At 71.8% G+C, this 16,059-nt stretch carries 17 protein-coding genes and 1 pseudogene; 13 read left to right on the forward strand and 5 right to left on the reverse strand.

From position 1 onward, the window contains the following. Positions 1-16 precede the first annotated feature (16 nt). Together ASG04_RS05570 and ASG04_RS17800 are read left to right on the forward strand one after the other, a co-directional pair. The coding region (locus tag ASG04_RS05570) for a glycoside hydrolase family 65 protein (protein ID WP_235515445.1) at positions 17-2,032 on the forward strand (2,016 nt) is incomplete at its 3' end. A 78-nt stretch (positions 2,033-2,110) separates the two neighbouring features. Next, on the forward strand, positions 2,111-2,473 hold the full coding sequence (locus tag ASG04_RS17800) for a glycosyl hydrolase family 65 protein (RefSeq protein WP_414835820.1): 363 nt from the start codon (positions 2,111-2,113) through the stop codon (positions 2,471-2,473). Positions 2,474-2,537: 64 nt separating this feature from the next. Here ASG04_RS17800 and ASG04_RS05575 read toward each other — a convergent pair whose 3' ends face one another. The 3 genes from ASG04_RS05575 to ASG04_RS05585 form a co-directional block, all read right to left on the reverse strand. Continuing rightward, on the reverse strand, positions 2,538-2,864 hold the full coding sequence (locus ASG04_RS05575) for a hypothetical protein (protein WP_156463544.1): 327 nt from the start codon (positions 2,862-2,864) through the stop codon (positions 2,538-2,540). 119 nt (positions 2,865-2,983) lie between these two features. Further along, positions 2,984-3,499 (reverse strand): DUF1697 domain-containing protein, encoded by a 516-nt coding sequence (locus ASG04_RS05580; RefSeq protein ID WP_056121290.1) that lies wholly within the window; start codon positions 3,497-3,499, stop codon positions 2,984-2,986. A gap of 69 nt (positions 3,500-3,568) precedes the next feature. After that, positions 3,569-3,832 (reverse strand): hypothetical protein, encoded by a 264-nt coding sequence (locus ASG04_RS05585; RefSeq protein ID WP_146245163.1) that lies wholly within the window; start codon positions 3,830-3,832, stop codon positions 3,569-3,571. A 99-nt stretch (positions 3,833-3,931) separates the two neighbouring features. Between ASG04_RS05585 and ASG04_RS05590 the strand changes: the two genes are divergently transcribed. Continuing rightward, entirely contained in the window at positions 3,932-4,384 is a 453-nt protein-coding gene (locus ASG04_RS05590) for a hypothetical protein (RefSeq protein ID WP_056121294.1), read from the forward strand. Between the two features lie 144 nt (positions 4,385-4,528). Here the strand turns inward: ASG04_RS05590 and ASG04_RS05595 are convergent, their stop codons facing one another. Beyond that, the gene (locus tag ASG04_RS05595; protein ID WP_056121297.1) at positions 4,529-6,004 is read right to left on the reverse strand and encodes an NCS2 family permease; all 1,476 of its coding nucleotides are present in this window, start codon (positions 6,002-6,004) and stop codon (positions 4,529-4,531) included. Between the two features lie 57 nt (positions 6,005-6,061). On the opposite strand from ASG04_RS05595, the pseudogene folE reads away from it, so the two are divergent. The 5 genes and pseudogenes from folE to ASG04_RS05620 all read left to right on the forward strand — a co-directional run. After that, a pseudogene (gene folE, locus ASG04_RS05600) lies at positions 6,062-6,655 on the forward strand (GTP cyclohydrolase I); the annotation flags it as partial. A gap of 137 nt (positions 6,656-6,792) precedes the next feature. Next, a complete protein-coding gene (gene folP, locus ASG04_RS05605; RefSeq protein ID WP_056121298.1) occupies positions 6,793-7,719 on the forward strand; it encodes a dihydropteroate synthase in 927 nt (308 codons plus the stop codon). Next, positions 7,716-8,480, forward strand: coding sequence for a pyrimidine reductase family protein (locus ASG04_RS05610; RefSeq protein ID WP_235515446.1), 765 nt, complete (start codon positions 7,716-7,718; stop codon positions 8,478-8,480). Before folP ends, ASG04_RS05610 begins: the two co-directional genes overlap by 4 nt. 10 nt (positions 8,481-8,490) lie before the next feature. Beyond that, positions 8,491-9,144 carry an HAD-IA family hydrolase gene (locus ASG04_RS05615; RefSeq protein WP_056121303.1) on the forward strand — a complete coding sequence of 218 codons (654 nt, stop codon included), beginning with the start codon at positions 8,491-8,493 and terminating at the stop codon, positions 9,142-9,144. Positions 9,145-9,233: 89 nt separating this feature from the next. Further along, positions 9,234-9,782, forward strand: a complete 549-nt coding sequence (locus ASG04_RS05620; protein WP_056121305.1) for a type 1 glutamine amidotransferase domain-containing protein — start codon at positions 9,234-9,236, stop codon at positions 9,780-9,782. A 10-nt stretch (positions 9,783-9,792) separates the two neighbouring features. Here the strand turns inward: ASG04_RS05620 and ASG04_RS05625 are convergent, their stop codons facing one another. Then, a complete protein-coding gene (locus ASG04_RS05625; RefSeq protein WP_056121307.1) occupies positions 9,793-10,353 on the reverse strand; it encodes an MOSC domain-containing protein in 561 nt (186 codons plus the stop codon). An 89-nt stretch (positions 10,354-10,442) separates the two neighbouring features. Here ASG04_RS05625 and ASG04_RS05630 point away from each other — a divergent pair, with 89 nt between their 5' ends. The 5 genes from ASG04_RS05630 (at position 10,443) to ASG04_RS05650 (ending at position 16,016) form a co-directional block, all read left to right on the forward strand. Further along, positions 10,443-11,981 carry an AlkA N-terminal domain-containing protein gene (locus tag ASG04_RS05630; RefSeq protein WP_056121311.1) on the forward strand — a complete coding sequence of 513 codons (1,539 nt, stop codon included), beginning with the start codon at positions 10,443-10,445 and terminating at the stop codon, positions 11,979-11,981. Further along, positions 11,978-12,490 (forward strand): methylated-DNA--[protein]-cysteine S-methyltransferase, encoded by a 513-nt coding sequence (locus tag ASG04_RS05635; protein WP_056121313.1) that lies wholly within the window; start codon positions 11,978-11,980, stop codon positions 12,488-12,490. The genes ASG04_RS05630 and ASG04_RS05635 overlap by 4 nt, the downstream gene beginning before the upstream one ends. Before the next feature lie 164 nt (positions 12,491-12,654). Continuing rightward, positions 12,655-13,464: an alpha/beta fold hydrolase gene (locus tag ASG04_RS05640; RefSeq protein WP_056121315.1), complete on the forward strand. Its 810-nt coding sequence runs from the start codon at positions 12,655-12,657 to the stop codon at positions 13,462-13,464. Positions 13,465-13,543: 79 nt separating this feature from the next. Then, positions 13,544-14,416, forward strand: coding sequence for a hypothetical protein (locus tag ASG04_RS05645; protein WP_082517832.1), 873 nt, complete (start codon positions 13,544-13,546; stop codon positions 14,414-14,416). A gap of 124 nt (positions 14,417-14,540) precedes the next feature. After that, positions 14,541-16,016 (forward strand): APC family permease, encoded by a 1,476-nt coding sequence (locus tag ASG04_RS05650; protein WP_056121318.1) that lies wholly within the window; start codon positions 14,541-14,543, stop codon positions 16,014-16,016. Positions 16,017-16,059: the final 43 nt, after the last annotated feature.

Raw genomic sequence — 16,059 nt, forward strand, 5'->3', positions numbered from 1 at the left:
CTCCCACGGAGAACCCATGAACCCCATCACCTCGGACCCACTCGACCGCGTGCGCTACCCGGTCGACGAGTGGGCGCTCGTCGAGACCGAGTACGCCCCCGACGAACAGGGCGTCGCCGAGACGAACTTCGCGGTCGGCAACGGCTACCTCGGGCTGCGCGGCAACCTCGACGAGGGCCGCGGTGGGGTGCAGTACGGCACGTACATCAACGGGTTCCACGAGACCTGGCCGATCCGGCACGCCGAGGACGCCTTCGGTTTCGCCAAGACCGGGCAGACGATCATCAACGCCCCGGACGCCAAGGTCATCCGGCTGTACGTCGACGACGAACCGCTGGTCCTGGCCGAGGCCGACATCCTCCGGCACACGCGCCGGCTCGACTTCCGCGGCGGGTACCTGCTGCGTGAGACCGAGTGGTCCACGCCGTCGGGCAAGCGTGTCCTCATCCGCTCGCGGCGGCTCGTGTCGTTCACCGACCGGCACCTGGCGGTCATCGACTACGAGGTCACGATGCTCGACCACGACGCGTCGATCCTGCTGTCGAGCCAGATCCTCAACCGGCAGGACGTCGTCGACGAGTACCACGCCGGCATGCGCGCGGCGGCGTCGGCATCGGCGTTCGACCCGCGCAAGGCCGAGACCTTCAGCGAGCGGGTGCTCGAACCCCGGCTCAAGCGGAACACGGCGACCCGCTCCCTGCTCGGGTACCAGGCCAAGAGCTCGGGCATGACGATCTGCGTCGGTGTCGAGCACCGGATCGAGACCGAGAACGCGTGGGACGAGTCCGCGTCGATCGAGGACGACCTGGCCAAGCACGTCTACCGGGTGCACGCCAAGGCCGGGCAGCCCATCCGCCTGACCAAGAACGTCGTGTACCACACCTCGCGCGGGGTCCCGGCTCGCGAGCTCGCCGACCGGTGTGACCGCACGCTCGACCGCGCACACGCCGAGACGGTGGAAGAGACCTTCGCCAAGCAGCGGGTCTGGATGGACGACTACTGGGCGCGCAGCGACGTCGAGATCGCGGGGCAGCCCGAGGTCCAGCAGGCCGTGCGCTGGAACCTGTACATGCTGGCGCAGGCGACCGCACGCACCGACGGGCACGGCATCGCGGCGAAGGGCGTGACGGGCTCCGGCTACGGCGGCCACTACTTCTGGGACATGGAGATCTACGTCCTGCCGTTCCTGTCGTACACGGCGCCGATCGTCGCCCGGAACGCGCTCCGGTTCCGCTACAACATGCTCGACTCCGCGCGCGCCCGGGCCCGCGAGCTCAACCAGCACGGCGCGCTGTTCCCGTGGCGGACGATCAACGGCGAGGAATCGAGCGCCTACTACGCCGCCGGCACCGCGCAGTACCACATCGACGCGGACATCGCCCACGCGCTCATGCAGTACGTGCGCGCCTCCGGGGACACCGAGTTCCTGAAGCGCGGTGCGATCGACATCCTGGTCGAGACCGCCCGACTGTGGGAGGACCTGGGGTTCTGGCGCTCGAACGGCGACCAGAAGTTCCACATCGACGGCGTCACCGGCCCGGACGAGTACACGACGGTCGTCGACGACAACATGTACACGAACGTGATGGCACGGGCGAACCTGTGGTTCGCGGTGAACGCGTGCCGTGAACTCGCGGTGGACGACCCGGAGGAGTACGCCCGCATGGTCCGGCGTACCGGGCTGAGCGAGGCCGAGGTCGTCGACTGGGAGCGCGCCGCCGAGTCGATGGAGATCCCGTTCGACCCGCACCGTGGCATCCACCCGCAGGACGCCCAGTTCCTCGACAAGGAGCTCTGGGACCTCGAGAACACGCCCGAGTCCAAGCGGCCGCTGCTGCTGCACTACCACCCGCTGGTGATCTACCGGTTCCAGGTGCTCAAGCAGGCGGACGTCGTCCTGGCGCTGTTCCTGCAGGGGAACGAGTTCACCCCGGCCGAGAAGCGTCGCGACTTCGACTACTACGACGCGTTGACCACCGGTGACTCGACGCTGTCCGCGGTGGTGCAGTCGATCATGGCGGCCGAGGTCGGGNNNNGCAACACGTCGGACGGTGTCCACATCGCGTCGACCGGCGGCATCTGGGGCGGGCTGGTCAACGGCTTCGGCGGCATGCGCGACCACGGCGGCCGGATGTCGTTCAACCCGCGTCTGCCCGAGCAGTGGGAGCGACTGACCTACCGCCTCACGGTGCGCGGGTCCCGCGTGCGGATCGACCTCGAACAACAGCAGATGACGTTCACGGTCGAGACCGGGTCCGGGTTCACGGCGTGGGTGCACAACCAGCCGCACGACATCGAGGCGGGCGAGCCGACCGTCGTGCCCATCCCGCACCACGGGCCCCGCATGTCCGGGCACGCGCCGACGACCAGCGACATCCAGGGCACCCTGCGCGCCGACGGGTCGGTCATCACGGCGTCGATCCCGACGATCTCACTCGAGCGCGAACTCGAGCCCGAGGACACCACCGCCTGACGCATCCTGGTCCGACGCGTGGTGCTGACGGTCAGTCGCCGTCAGCACCACGCATCGAACTGGATCAGGATGCGACCGCTGCCTCGTCACCGACAGCCGGGACACCGCTGACCCCCGTGCGGTCGCCATCACGATCGGTCTGGACCAGGCCGCTGCCGTCCACCTCGCCCGCACCGCCTCCGGTGGAGCGCTCGCCGTCGGCGGGCATCCCACCGACCTCTGTGCGGTTGCCGTCGCGGTCCGTCTGGAGGAACTGGCCCCCACCCACTGGCACCGGTCCGGCTTCTGCCGCGTTCGCTGCGACAGCCCCGCCGACCGCCACCGCGCCAGCGAGCGTCACCGCCGCGACCACGGCGATCGTGCGGCCCTTCCGAGTTGACATCCTGTTCATGGGTGCTTCCTTCCGCAGGCCGCTGCCGATCAGCGGCGTTGCACACCATCCGACCAGCACCGGTGTTGCGCCAGCGTGACCCGTCCTGCCGGCCGGGCAGCCACCGCAGTCCTGACCGCTCAGAGCAGCTTGCGCAGGGTGTTGGTGTTCCGGGTGGTCGTCGTCCGCTTGAACCGTGCCGCGGCAGCGCGCTTCGCGAAGGCGGTGTCGGTGCTCGACCCCTTGGGGCACGACCAGTAGACGACGCCGTCCCCGCGGGCGAGCTGTTCGACGGTCGGGTCCGTCACGAGGTCGCTGAGCAGGTCGTCGAGGGCGGTGTCGTCGGAGCCGAACAGGACGTAGTCGTGCCGGTCCTCGGCCGAGGAGAACGGGAAGCCGTCCACGACCGCGGCCAGGTCCTGGTGCGGGACGAGCACGATCCAGGCGTCATAGCCGAACCGGTCCCGGAGGGCGCGCTCGATGTCGGCCTGCAGCGACGCCGCGTCGGCGTCGGCGTCGAACACCACGTTGCCGGACGCCAGCACGGTCCGCACGCCCGTGTACCCGTGCAGCTCGAAGAGCGCGCGCAGCTCTGCGGACCGGATCGTGATCCCGTTGACGTTGACGCCGCGCAGCAGTGCGATCCACCTCGCCATGTCGTGACCGTACCGCGGACCGAGGCGCGGAGTGCCCACGGGCGCAGATGTCCGCGCACACGGCGCGGGTCAGGACCAGGTGCGCGCCACGGTCCAGCCGCCGCGGTCGGGCACGATGTCGACCACGAGGGTCTCGCGGTCGTCGGCGGTCACCTGGAAGCGCCACCCCGCCGTGCGCTCGGGGGCATGGGTGATGGCGGTGGGCAGGTCGGTGGGGGTGACGGTGAGCCGCGTCGGTACGTCGGACACCCGCCACCGTCGCCCCTGCCAGACGATCCGCACCGGCGTGCCCTGCTCCCACCAGACCGTGACGGCTGCATCGACGACGATCATCGGGTCCTCCTCGTTCGAACGTGTGTTCGAATGGTAGGCGTCGGTTCCGACCCCGCGCAACCGGGAGCGGTTCCCGGAGCAGTCGTGTAGACGAGGGGCATGACGAACGACGCGCAGGGCCCGGACTCCGCCCACCAGGTTCCCCAGGGGGTGTCCGACGACACGGTCGAGGCGCTCGGCACGCTGTCGGCAGCGGTCGAGGTGATCGAGCATGCGCGGGGGCTGCTCTACGGCTTCCACCGGCTGACCGGGATGGCGGACCTGGGCCTCGGCGACGCGGTCGACCAGCTCCGGAAGGCCGGGCACGCCGAGCTGGCCGACCGCATCGACACCGAACTGATCGGTCGGAACGTGATCGCGGGGCGGTGGACGTTCCAGATCGTCGAGGACTACGACGACGGGTACTACGCCCTCGTCAAGGAGCTCGAACGCACCGCGCGGGACGAGCTGGCAGCGGGGCGCCGCCACTTGCTCGAGGCGCGCATGAAGGAAGACCGGCGGACGCAGGGTCGGCGTCACCACGAGGCGACGCCGGCCGACCTGCCGGAGTAGACCCGGGCCTCCCGTCCGCCGCGCCGCGTCTGCGGCGGCCGTCCGCACCGTTGCGCGGACCGGACTCGCACAACGAGAACCGGCTCGCACCACGGATGTCCGTGGTGCGAGNGACGCAGCGCACAGCGCGCCGCGCGCCGCGGCTCAGCCGACCCCGAGCACCGCCTCGAGCGGCCCGCGCGCGAAGTACAGCAGGAAGCCCGCGGCGACGACGTAGAGCAGCCACGAGACCTCGCGGCCCCGGCCGGACAGCGCCTTGATGAGCACCCAGCTGATGAAGCCGGCGCCGATGCCGTTCGCGATCGAGTAGGTGAGCGGCATCACGACGATCGTCAGGAACGCGGGCAGGGCGGACCCGAAGTCCGTCCACGAGATGTCCGCGACCTGCGCCACCATGAGCGCCCCGACGACGACCAGTCCGGCGGCGGCGACCTCGAGCGGGACGACCTGCGTCAGCGGCGTCAGGAACATCGACGCCAGGAAGAGCAGACCGGTCACGACCGACGCCATGCCGGTCCGGGCGCCCTCGCCGATGCCGGCGGCCGAGTCGATGAACACCGTGTTCGACGACACCGATGCGCCGCCACCCGCGATGGCTCCGGCGCCCTCGACCACGAGCGCCGCGCGCAGGCGGGGGAAGGTCCCGTCGGGCTTCGCGACACCGGCGGCCTTGGCCAGGCCGGTCATCGTGCCCATCGCGTCGAAGAAGTTCGTGAAGACCAGCGTGAAGACGAGCATCGACGCGGCGAGCGGACCGATGCGACTGAACGCGCCAAACAGGTCGGCGTGGCCGACGAGCGACAGGTCGGGGAAGGCGAACAGCGCGCTCGGCAGCCCCGGCGCGTTGAGGTTCCAGCCCGTCTTGGAATCGACCGAGGTCGGCACCTGGAAGACCGCCTGCAGGATGATCGCGATGATCGTCGTCGCGACGATGCCGATGAGCAGCGCGCCCTTGACCTTGCGGGCCATGAGCGTGCCGATGATGACGAGCCCGATCAGGAACACGATCGTGGGGAGTGCGCCGACGGAGCCGTCCTCACCGAGCTGCAGCGGCGGCGACGCGTTGTTCGTGGTGCGCACGAAGCCCGAGTCGACGAGTCCGATGAACGCGATGAACAGGCCGATGCCGACCGTGATGGCGGCCTTGAGCTGCGCCGGCACCGCGGTGAAGATCATCGTCCGGATGCCGGTCAGCGCCAGCACGACGATCACCACGCCGTTGATGACGACGAGCCCCATCGCCTCGGCCCAGGTGACCTGGTGCACGACGCTGACGGCCAGGAACGAGTTGATCCCGAGACCGGCCGCGATGCCGAACGGCAGGTTCGCGATCAGGCCCATCGCGATGGTCATGAGGCCGGCGACGAGCCCGGTGGCCGCAGCGACCTGGGCGTTCTCGAGCCAGCCGCCGGTGACGTCCTTGGCGGCCTGGTCGGCGTTGAACCCGCCGAGGATCAGCGGGTTGAGGATCACGATGTAGGCCATCGTCACGAAGGAGACGAGGCCACCACGGACCTCGCGGGGGATGGTCGATCCGCGCTGGGTGATGGAGAAGAAGCGGTCGAGGCCGGAAGCGACGCGGTTCCGGGGCGTTTCGGTTGTCTGCGGGGCGCTCACCAACGAAGTTTAAAGGAACCTGGGACCCGGTGACGCCGTACCCCGGGCTGCGTTCTCCGGATGTTCCTGGTGTTGGATGATCCCGTGACACGTCCCTTCGACCGCGCTCGTGTGGAGGCAGCGGTCCGCGAACTGCTGCTCGGCATCGGCGACGACCCTGACCGTGCCGAACTCGCCCGCACGCCCGCCCGTGTCGCGGACGCCTACGCGGAGTTCTTCCACGGCATCGGCACCGACGCGGTCGAGATCACCCGGCAGGGCACCGTCCACGCCGAGGACGGCGACCGGGGCCAGCTCGTCGTCGTGCGGGACATCCGCTTCCGCTCCGTCTGCGAGCACCACCTGCTGCCCTTCATCGGGGTCGCGCACCTGGCGTACGCACCCGGTGCCGAGCTGATCGGCCTGGGCACGCTGTCCCGGGTGCTCGACGCGGTCGCGTCGCGCCCGCAGCTGCAGGAACGGCTCGGGGAACAGGTCGCGGGGACGATCGCCGAGGGGCTCGACGCGCAGGGGGTGCTGGTCGTCCTCGACGCGCAGCACCAGTGCGTCACGACGCGGGGCGAGCGGCAGAGCGGCTCGACGACCGTGACCGTCGCGGCCCGGGGAACCCTCGCCGAGCCAGCGGCCCGTGCCGAGGCGATCGCCCTCATCAGCGCCCGCGGCAGCGGCCCCGGGGCCGAGCACGCCGACCACGCCGACCACGAGCACGCCGACCACGAGCACGCCGAGCACGCCGACCACGACGGCGGACCCGGCCGCGGCACCCGGACCGACCACGAGGCGGACGCACGATGACCGAACCGGCCGCGCCGAGCCTCCAGGCCGCCCCCGGCTGGGTCGTGCCCGTCCTGCGCCACCCGGTCCGCACGCTGGGCCGACGCACCATCGACTTCGACCACCGCATCGCGGTGATGGCGATCATCAACCGCACCCCTGACTCGTTCCACGACCGGGGTGCCACGTTCGAGCTCGACCGGGCAGTGGCCGCGGCGGTCCGCGCCGCCGACCAAGGCGCCGACTGGGTCGACATCGGCGGCGTGAAGTTCGCGCCGGGTCCCGAGCTCCCCGCCGCGGACGAGGTCGAGCGCGTGGTGCCCGTCATCGCCCAGCTCAGCGCCGAGTCGGACGTCATCATCAGCGTCGACACGTTCCGCGCCGACGTCGCGCGGGCCGCGATCGATGCCGGCGCGAACGTCGTCAACGACACGACCGGGCTGTCCGACCCGCGGATGGCCGCGGTGGTCGCCGATTCGGACGCGACGATCGTGATCACCCACTCGACCGCGCCGCCCCGGACGAGGCTGCCGGAGCCGCCGCACTACGACGACGTCACCGCGTCCGTCGTGGACTTCCTGCGGGAGCGGGTCGACCGCGCGCTCGCCGCGGGGGTCCCCGAGTCGCGGATCATCGTCGACCCGGGGCACGACCTCAACAAGAACACCGTGCACACGCTCGAGCTCACCCGGCGCCTGCCCGAGGTCGTCGCGCTCGGCCACCCCGTGCTCGCCGCGGTGTCGAACAAGGACTTCGTGGGCGAGTCCCTCGGCCGGCCCCGCGGGGAGCGGCTGACCGGGTCGATCGCGGTCGCCACGGTCAGCGCGATGCTGGGCGCCCGGATCGTCCGCATGCACGACGTAGCCGAGTCGGTCGACGCGATGCGGATGGTCGAGGCCACCCTCGGATGGCGCGCGCCCCTGGAATCGAGGCACAACACGTGAACCAGCTGCCCGCCCCGATCGCTGACCTGTCCGACGACGACGTGGTCGCCCTGTACACCGCCGGTGTCGGCCTGGAGGCCCCACCCGCGTCCGCGACGTCGGCCGGCGGGTGGATCCGGGTCAACTTCGTCGCCACGGCCGACGGTGCCGCATCGACCGGCGGGGTGTCCGGCTCGCTCGGCGGCGACGACGACCTGCGGGTCTTCGAGCTGCTGCGCCGGTTCGCGGACGTGGTGCTCGTCGCCGCGGGGACGGTCCGCGACGAGGGGTACGGGCCGATGCGGCTGCGCGAGTCCGACGTCGCCTGGCGGCGGGCGCACGGCAAGCCCGACCACCCGGTGTTCGCCATCGTCACCGGTTCGCTGTCGCTCGACCCCGCGTCGAACGTCTTCACCGATGCGCCGGTGCGGCCCATCGTGCTGACGTCGGCATCAGCCCCTGCCGACCGTCGTGCGGCGCTGTCGGCGGTCGCGGAGGTCGTGTCCTGCGGCCAGGACTCGGTCGACGTGGCACTCGTGCGTGCTGCGCTCGTGTCGCGCGGACTCACGGCGATCCACTGCGAGGGCGGACCGTCCTTCCTCGGGGCGCTCGTGGCCGGGGACCAGGTCGACGAGCTCTGCCTGACGATCGACCCGTCGCTCGAGGGCGGTGCCGCACCGCGCATCGCCACGGGGTCCTCGCCCCAGCTGCGGCGGATGCGCCTGGCGCACGTGCTGCTCGGGGCGGACGACGTGCTGCTGACGCGCTACGTCCGCCGGTAGGGTCGGGCACGTGATCGACATCGTGGCGTCCGGGGTCCTCTTCGACATGGACGGCACCCTCGTCGACTCGACCTCGGTGGTCGAGGGCGCCTGGGGTCGCTTCGGCGCCGCGCACGACATCGACCCGCGCACGATCCTGGCGTTCTCGCACGGTCGCCAGACGATCGACACGATCCGGCACTTCCTGCCCGACCTGCCGTCCGACGAACAGCGCCGAGTCGCCGAGGCGCTCGTCGCGGACGAGGTCGAGAACACCCACGGCATCGTCGAGGTGCCGGGTGCGGCGGCGTTCGTCCGCCGGCTGGTCGATGCCGGGGTGCCGGTCGCCCTCGTCACGAGCGCACCTCGCGACCTCGCCCTGAACCGGATGCGCGCTGCCGGGGTGCCGGTGCCCGCGGTCGTCGTGACCTCCGAGGACACCGAGCAGGGCAAGCCGCACCCCGAGGGCTACCTGCGTGGCGCCGAGCTGCTCGGGCTGGGCGCGGAGGCGTGCCTGGCGTTCGAGGACGCCCCTGCCGGCGTCGAGTCCGCGCGGGCATCGGGCGCGACGACGGTCGTCGTCGGGACACTCGAGTCCGAGGCCACGGTCGGCATCCCGCGAGTGCACGGGTACGACGGCGTCGAGGTCACGCGCGAGGGGTCCGCTTTCCGCATCCGCGGCTGACCGGAGCCTGCGTCCTGCGAGCACGCCCAGCGCGGGGCGACGACCCTGGTCTGCGCGGCCGGAGACCCCGGCTCGTGGAAGGAGTCATCATGGCAACCCTCGACGGCAAGACGATCCTGGTCATCGCGACCAACTACGGCGTGGAGCAGGACGAGATCGTCGTCCCCACCGACCAGCTGCGCGAGCGCGGCGCGACCGTGACGGTCGCCGGGCAGGAGTCCGGCTCGATCGCGACCCTCGTCGGCGACAAGGACCCCGGCAAGAGCGTCGACGTCGACACCACCTACGACGGTGTCAGCGCCGGCGACTTCGACGCACTGGTCGTCCCCGGCGGCACGATCAACGCCGACACCATCCGCCAGGACGCGACGGCGGTCGCGCTGGTGAAGTCCTTCGTCGAGGCGGGCAAGCCCGTCGCCGCGATCTGCCACGGCCCGTGGACCCTCGTCGAGGCGGGTGTGCTGACCGGCCGCACGATCACGTCGTTCCCGTCGCTGCAGACCGACATCCGCAACGCCGGCGCCGAGTGGGTCGACCGCGAGGTCCAGGTCGACGAGACGAACGGCACGATCATCACCTCGCGGAACCCCGACGACCTGCCGGCGTTCGTCGACGCGATCGAGGCCGCACTCCGCTAGTCCCCGGCGATCAGCGCGTCGGCACGGGGCGGGCCGTGCGGAGCACCGCGGGTCCGAGGGTGAGCACACCGTCGGACTCCGGGTCGCACCGCACCCCGCCCCGTCCGCGCATCGCCCGGAAGGCACCCGGCGCGATCTCGTGGTCCATCCAGGCGCAGGGGTTCGCCGCCCGGTACCCGCGGAACGCCACCGTGCCCGCGCCGCTGTCGAGCGAGAACGGCTCGCCGCGCAGCGCCTCGACGTCGACCCCGCGCAGGAACACGTTGCGCCGGGTCGCGACCGGGTCCACCTCGACGCCGAGCTCGTCGGCGATGTCGTCCAGGTCCTCCAGGCCGATCACCGTCACCGACGCGTGGACGTGGGCCCGCGACGCGAAGTAGCGGTCGCCGACGATCCCCAGGCCTGCCCGGAGCTCGATGCGGTCGCGCCGTTCGTCCTCGTTCGCGGGAAGGGGCCCATCGGCTGGCCGCCCCTCGTAGCGGTGCCGCCGCGACACGAGCAGCAGCGCGACCTCCACCGCTGTCTCGTGCCTGAGAACGGTGGACGCCGGAGCGTCGTCAACTGCACCCACGCACCCGACCGTAGCCGAGCCTCCTTCCCGCTCCCTGCCCCGTCCGATTCCCGCCAGTGGCTGACGGTGGCCCGTGTCAGGCTGACGGCATGACCGACGCACTGCACGACGAGCGCTACCGCATCGCCGCCTCGCGCGACGCCCGGTTCGACGGCCAGTTCGTCACCGCGGTGCACTCCACGCGCATCTACTGCCGGCCGAGCTGCCCCGCGCGCACGCCCCGCTCGGCCGGCGTCACCTTCTACCGGACCAGTGCCGCCGCCCACCTGGCTGGGTTCCGCGCGTGCAAGCGCTGCCTGCCCGAGGCCACACCGGGCAGCCCCGAGTGGGACCTCCGCGAGGACGTCGCAGGCCGGGCGATGCGGCTCGTGCTCGACGGCGTGGTCGAGCGCGAGGGCGTCCCCGGCCTCGCCGCCCGGGTCGGGTACTCCGAGCGGCACCTCGGCCGCATCCTGACCGAGGAACTCGGCGCCGGCCCCAAGGCACTCAGCCGCGCACACCGGGCGCAGACGGCGCGGACCCTGCTGACCTCGTCGGACCTGCCCATCGCGGACGTCGCCTTCGCCGCGGGGTTCGCCAGCGTGCGCCAGTTCAACGACACCGTGCGCGAGGTCTTCGCGGTCACCCCGACCGAGCTCCGCGCGCGCCGTCGCGTCCCGCCCACGCCCGACGGCGGGCTGCACGTGCACCTGCCGGCCCGGGCGCCCTTCGATGCGCAGGGGCTGCTCGACTGGCACGCCCTGCACGCGCTCCCAGGGCTCGAGCACGTGGTGGTCGGTGACGACGGCACGGTGCGGTCGTACGGCCGGTCGGTGGACCTCCCAGGAGGGCCGGGCTGGTTCCGCGCGTCGGCCGCGGTCCCCGACGGCGCCGGCCGTGGTGCCGGGATCGACCTGGTCGTCCGGGTCGCGCAGCTGCGCGACCTGCCGACGCTGGTGGCGCGGGTGCGGGCGTTGTTCGACCTCGATGCCGACCCCGTCGCGGTCGACACCGTCCTCGGTGGTGTCCCCGCCCTCGCGCCGGCGGTGCAGCGCGTGCCGGGCATCCGGTTGCCGGGCGCCGTCGACGCGCACGAGGTCGTGTTCCGCACCCTGATCGGCCAGCAGGTCTCGGTCGCTGCCGCACGGACCGCGCAGACGCGGCTGGTGGCGGCGCTCGGTGACCCGGTCCCGGCGGCCATCGACCCGGACGGGCTGCTGTTCCCGTCGGCCGAGCGCATCGCGGCCGACGGGGCCTCGGTGCTCCGCGGACCCGCTGCCCGCGTCGACACGATCCTGCGCGTCGCGGCGGCGCTCGCCGACGGGTCGCTCGTCGTGCACGGCGGGCAGTCGCTGGACGAGCTCCGCGCCGGGCTGCTCGCGGTCAAGGGGATCGGCCCGTGGACCGCCGACTACGTCGCGCTGCGGGTGCGGCACCACCCGGACGTCTTCCTCCACAGCGACCTCGCCGTGCGGAACGGTGCACAGGAACTCGGGCTGCCCGGGACGGCACGCGAGCTCTCCCTATGGTCGGGACAGGTGGCGCCCTGGCGGAGCTACCTCACGATGCACTGCTGGCGGCCGATCGTCGACCGCGCCACCGCCGCTGCCCGTGCAGCCAACACGAACTCCCGGAAGGAAACCCCATGACCGACGCCGTGATCGCCACGCTCCAGACCCCCGACGGGTCGTTCACCGTCCTCGAAGACGACCAGGGCCGTGTCCTGGCCTCCGGGTGGACCGACTCGTTCGACCGGGTCGTCGCCCGGGTCCCCGCACGCCACCGTCCGGTCACCATCACCGAGGGCACGCTCTCCTCGGCCGACGCCGTCGACGCCTTCTACGCGGGCGACGTCGACCACGCGATGCAGGTCCCGGTGCGACAGCTCGGCACCGAGCTCTTCGAAGAGGGCTGGCGACAGCTGCGCCGCATCCCCGCTGGCTCGACCCTGACCTACACCGAACTCGCGGCCGCGATGGGCCGCCCGGAAGCGGTCCGGGCGGCCGCCAGCGTGTGCGCGCGCAACGCCCCGGCGCTGTTCGTGCCGTGCCACCGGGTGCTGCGGTCCGACGGGTCGCTCGGCGGGTTCGCGTGGGGGCTCGACGTCAAGCGGTCGCTGCTCGAACACGAGGCAGTCGGCTCCGGCGCGCTCGTCTGACGGCGGCGCTGCCCGGTGCGGTTCCTGACCGCGCGCTGTGTCTGCCCCTGGAACCGGGGGGAGACGCGCGACGTGGGGACTGCCACACTCGACGCAACCGACGACGTGCGCCGTCCGACCCCGAGGGTCCGACACGTGCCGCCGTATCCACCCTGAAGGACGCCATGCTCGCTCCAGTCGACCGAACGGTCGTCTCCGCTGACGGCACCGTCCTCGCGGTGTCCGAAGCAGGCAGCGGTCCGGTGGTCGTGGTCGTCGGCGGAGCGTTCGACCACCGTGGCACGCCGTACCTCGACCGCGTCGTGCACGCCCTCTCCGGCGACCACCGCGTCGTCACCTACGACCGACGGGGCCGCGGCGCCAGCGGCGACACCGACATGTGGGCGATCGACCGCGAAGCCGACGACTTCCGCGCCGTGACCGAGAGCCTCGCGTCGCCCGTCACCGCCGTCGGGATCTGCGTCGGCGTCGGCGTCGTCCTGCACGGCATCGCCTCCGGTGCCCCGGTCGACGCCGCCCTGCTCTGGGAACCGCCGTACCGCGCCAGCGTCGACCCGCACGCCGAGGACGTCGTCTTCGCGGACGTGCTCGACGAGCACGTCGCGGCCGGACGTCGTGGCGCCGCAGTCCGGGCCTTCCTCGCGCAGGTCCTCGACGTGCCGATGGGGCAGATCGCCGGGCTGCGCCTCAAGCCCACGCTGTGGAAGGCATTGCTCGCCGACGCCCACGTCCTGGCGCGTGACGTCCGGATGCTCAACGGGCTCGCGATCCCGGAGCGGGCGCTCGCGTCCGTAGGGGTCCCCGTGCTCGTGGCGTCCGGCACCGAGTCCCCGAGCTGGATGGGTCCGGCCGCCCGCGCCGCGGCCGAGGCGATCCCCGGCTCCGAGCACACCGTCGTCCGCGGGCAGGGGCACGTCCCCGACCCCGAGGCCCTCGGAGCGCTGCTCGCGCGGGTCCGGACCGCCCAGCACTGACCACGGACCGCCCAGCACTGACCACGGGCCGCCCAGCACTGAACGCGGCCCGTCTCGCCGAGTGCGAGAGGATGGTCCGGTGAGCGCACCCCGACTCGGACTCCTGCTGGACGTCGACGGCCCCATCGCCAGTCCCGTCTCCCGCACCATCGCGATCCCCGCCATCGTCGAGGACCTCGTCGCGCTCGCCGCCGAGGGCATCCCCGTCGTCTTCAATACGGGGCGGAGCGACGCCTTCATCCGTGAACAGGTGGTCGGGCCCCTGCTCGCCGGCGGCCTCGCTGCCGGGGGCCGGGTCCACGCGGTGTGCGAGAAGGGCGCCGTGTGGTGCTCGATCGGGCCGCAGTACCCGGACGGCATGGGGGACCTCACCGTCGCCGAGGACCTCGCCCTGCCGCGGGACTACGCCGACGAGATGCGCGAACTCGTCCGGACCGACTACGCCGACCTGGTGTTCTTCGACGAGACCAAGCGCGCGATGGTGTCGATCGAGCAGCGCGTCGAGGTCCCGAACGCCACGTACCTGGCACGCCAGCCCGAGTTCGACGAGCGCGCGATGGCGGCCCTCGAGCGCCGAGGTCTCGGCGTGCGCCGGCTCGACGACGTCCGCCCCGACGCCGACGGTGCGGTGCAGTGGCGCATCGACCCGACGATCATCTCCACCGACGTCGAGTCCGACCGCAGCGGCAAGGACATGGGCGCCGAGCGGTCCCTCGAATTGCTGGCCGCGGACGGCGAGCTCCCCCTCGCCTGGCGCACGATGGGCGACTCACGGAGCGACTACGCGATGGCCGACTGGCTCCACGCCAACGGGCACGACGTCGCGCACGTCGACGTCCGGCCGTCCGACGGGGTCCCGGCGACGCCCTACCCGGTGCTCACCGCTCCCGAGGGCGTCATCCACGACGAGGCGGGCGCGCGGTTCCTGGCGGACTGGCGCGCGGGGCGCTGACCGGCACCGGGCCTCCCGACCGGTTCCGCATCGGAACCACCGTCCGTCCGGACGCTTTGCGTGACACGGTGGTACACCAGTACCCTTCCGGGGTCCACCGCCAGCCGATGACGGGATCCACCCCATGGCAACGAAGCTCCGCACGAAGTCGATCGAGGCCTCCCTCGCCGATGCCGACGAGCAGGGTCGCTCCCTCAAGCGCTCCCTGAAGACCTTCGACATCGCCGCCATGGGGATCGCCGTGGCGGTGGGTGCGGGCATCTTCTCGGTCGGCGCGAACGCCGCCGCGAACTTCGCCGGCCCCGGTGTCATCGTGTCCTTCCTGCTCGCCGCCGTCACGTGCGGCCTCGCGATCATGTGCTACGCCGAGTTCGCCTCGACGATCCCGGTCGCCGGCTCGGCGTACACGTTCACCTACGCGACGATGGGCGAGCTGCTCGCCTGGATCGTCGGGTGGGACCTGATCCTCGAGACCCTGACGGCCAGCGCCGTGATCGCGAAGTACTGGGGCATCTACCTCAGCACCGCCTTCGAGGTGTTCGGCATCTCGCTGCCGAGCACGATCGCGATCGGCCCGATCGGCTTCACCTGGGGGCCGGTGCTCATCGTCGGCATCTTCACGGCGCTGCTGGCGTTCGGCACGCGGCTGTCCAGCCGGGTGTCGGCCGTGATCACCGTCATCAAGGTCGCCATCGTCCTGTTCGTCATCGTGGTCGGCGCGTTCTTCGTCAAGGCCGCGAACTTCACGCCCTTCATCCCCGCCGCCCAGCCGTCGAAGGGCGCCGAGGGCAGCGTCTGGACGCAGTCGCTCGTGTCCTTCGCCACCGGGTCCGAACCGGCGCAGTACGGCGTGTTCGGCCTGCTCGCTGCCGCGTCCCTGGTGTTCTTCGCGTTCATCGGCTTCGACGTCGTGGCGACCAGCGCCGAGGAGACCGAGAACCCGCAGAAGACCCTGCCCCGCGGCATCTTCATCGGGCTCGGCATCGTCACGCTGCTCTACGTCGGCGTCAGCATCGTGATCACCGGCATGGTGTCGTACAAGCGGCTCGCGCAGGAGGACGCACCCTCACTCGCCTCGGCCTTCAAGATCGTCGGGCTCGACTGGGCGTCCGGCATCATCGCGATCGGGTCCCTCATCGGCCTGACCACGGTCGTCATGGTGCTGCTGCTCGGCCTGTCGCGCATCGTGTTCTCGATGAGCCGTGACGGTCTGCTGCCCCGCTGGTTCTCGGTGACGAACCCGAAGACGCAGACGCCCGTGCGGGTGCAGGTCGTCGCCGGTGTCGTCGTGGCGCTGCTGGCCGGCTTCACCGCGGTGGACAAGCTCGAGGGCATGATCAACATCGGCACGCTCTCCGCCTTCGTGCTCGTGTCGATCGGCATCATCGTGCTGCGTCGCACCCGGCCGGATGCCCCGCGCTCGTTCCGTGTGCCGTGGTCGCCCGTGGTCCCGATCCTGTCGGCCGCGCTGTGCTTCTGGCTCATGCTCAACCTCGAGGTCGAGACCTGGCTGCGCTTCGTGGTCTGGCTGGTCATCGGCTTCGCGATCTACTTCGGGTACAGCCGTCGCAACAGCCGGGTCGGTCGCGGGCTGCAGTAGCGCTCCGGGTGCGAGACGCCGCCCGAGCGTCGAGACGCCGCCC

This window comes from Curtobacterium sp. Leaf183 (genome assembly GCF_001424385.1).
Classification (GTDB): Bacteria; Actinomycetota; Actinomycetes; order Actinomycetales; family Microbacteriaceae; genus Curtobacterium.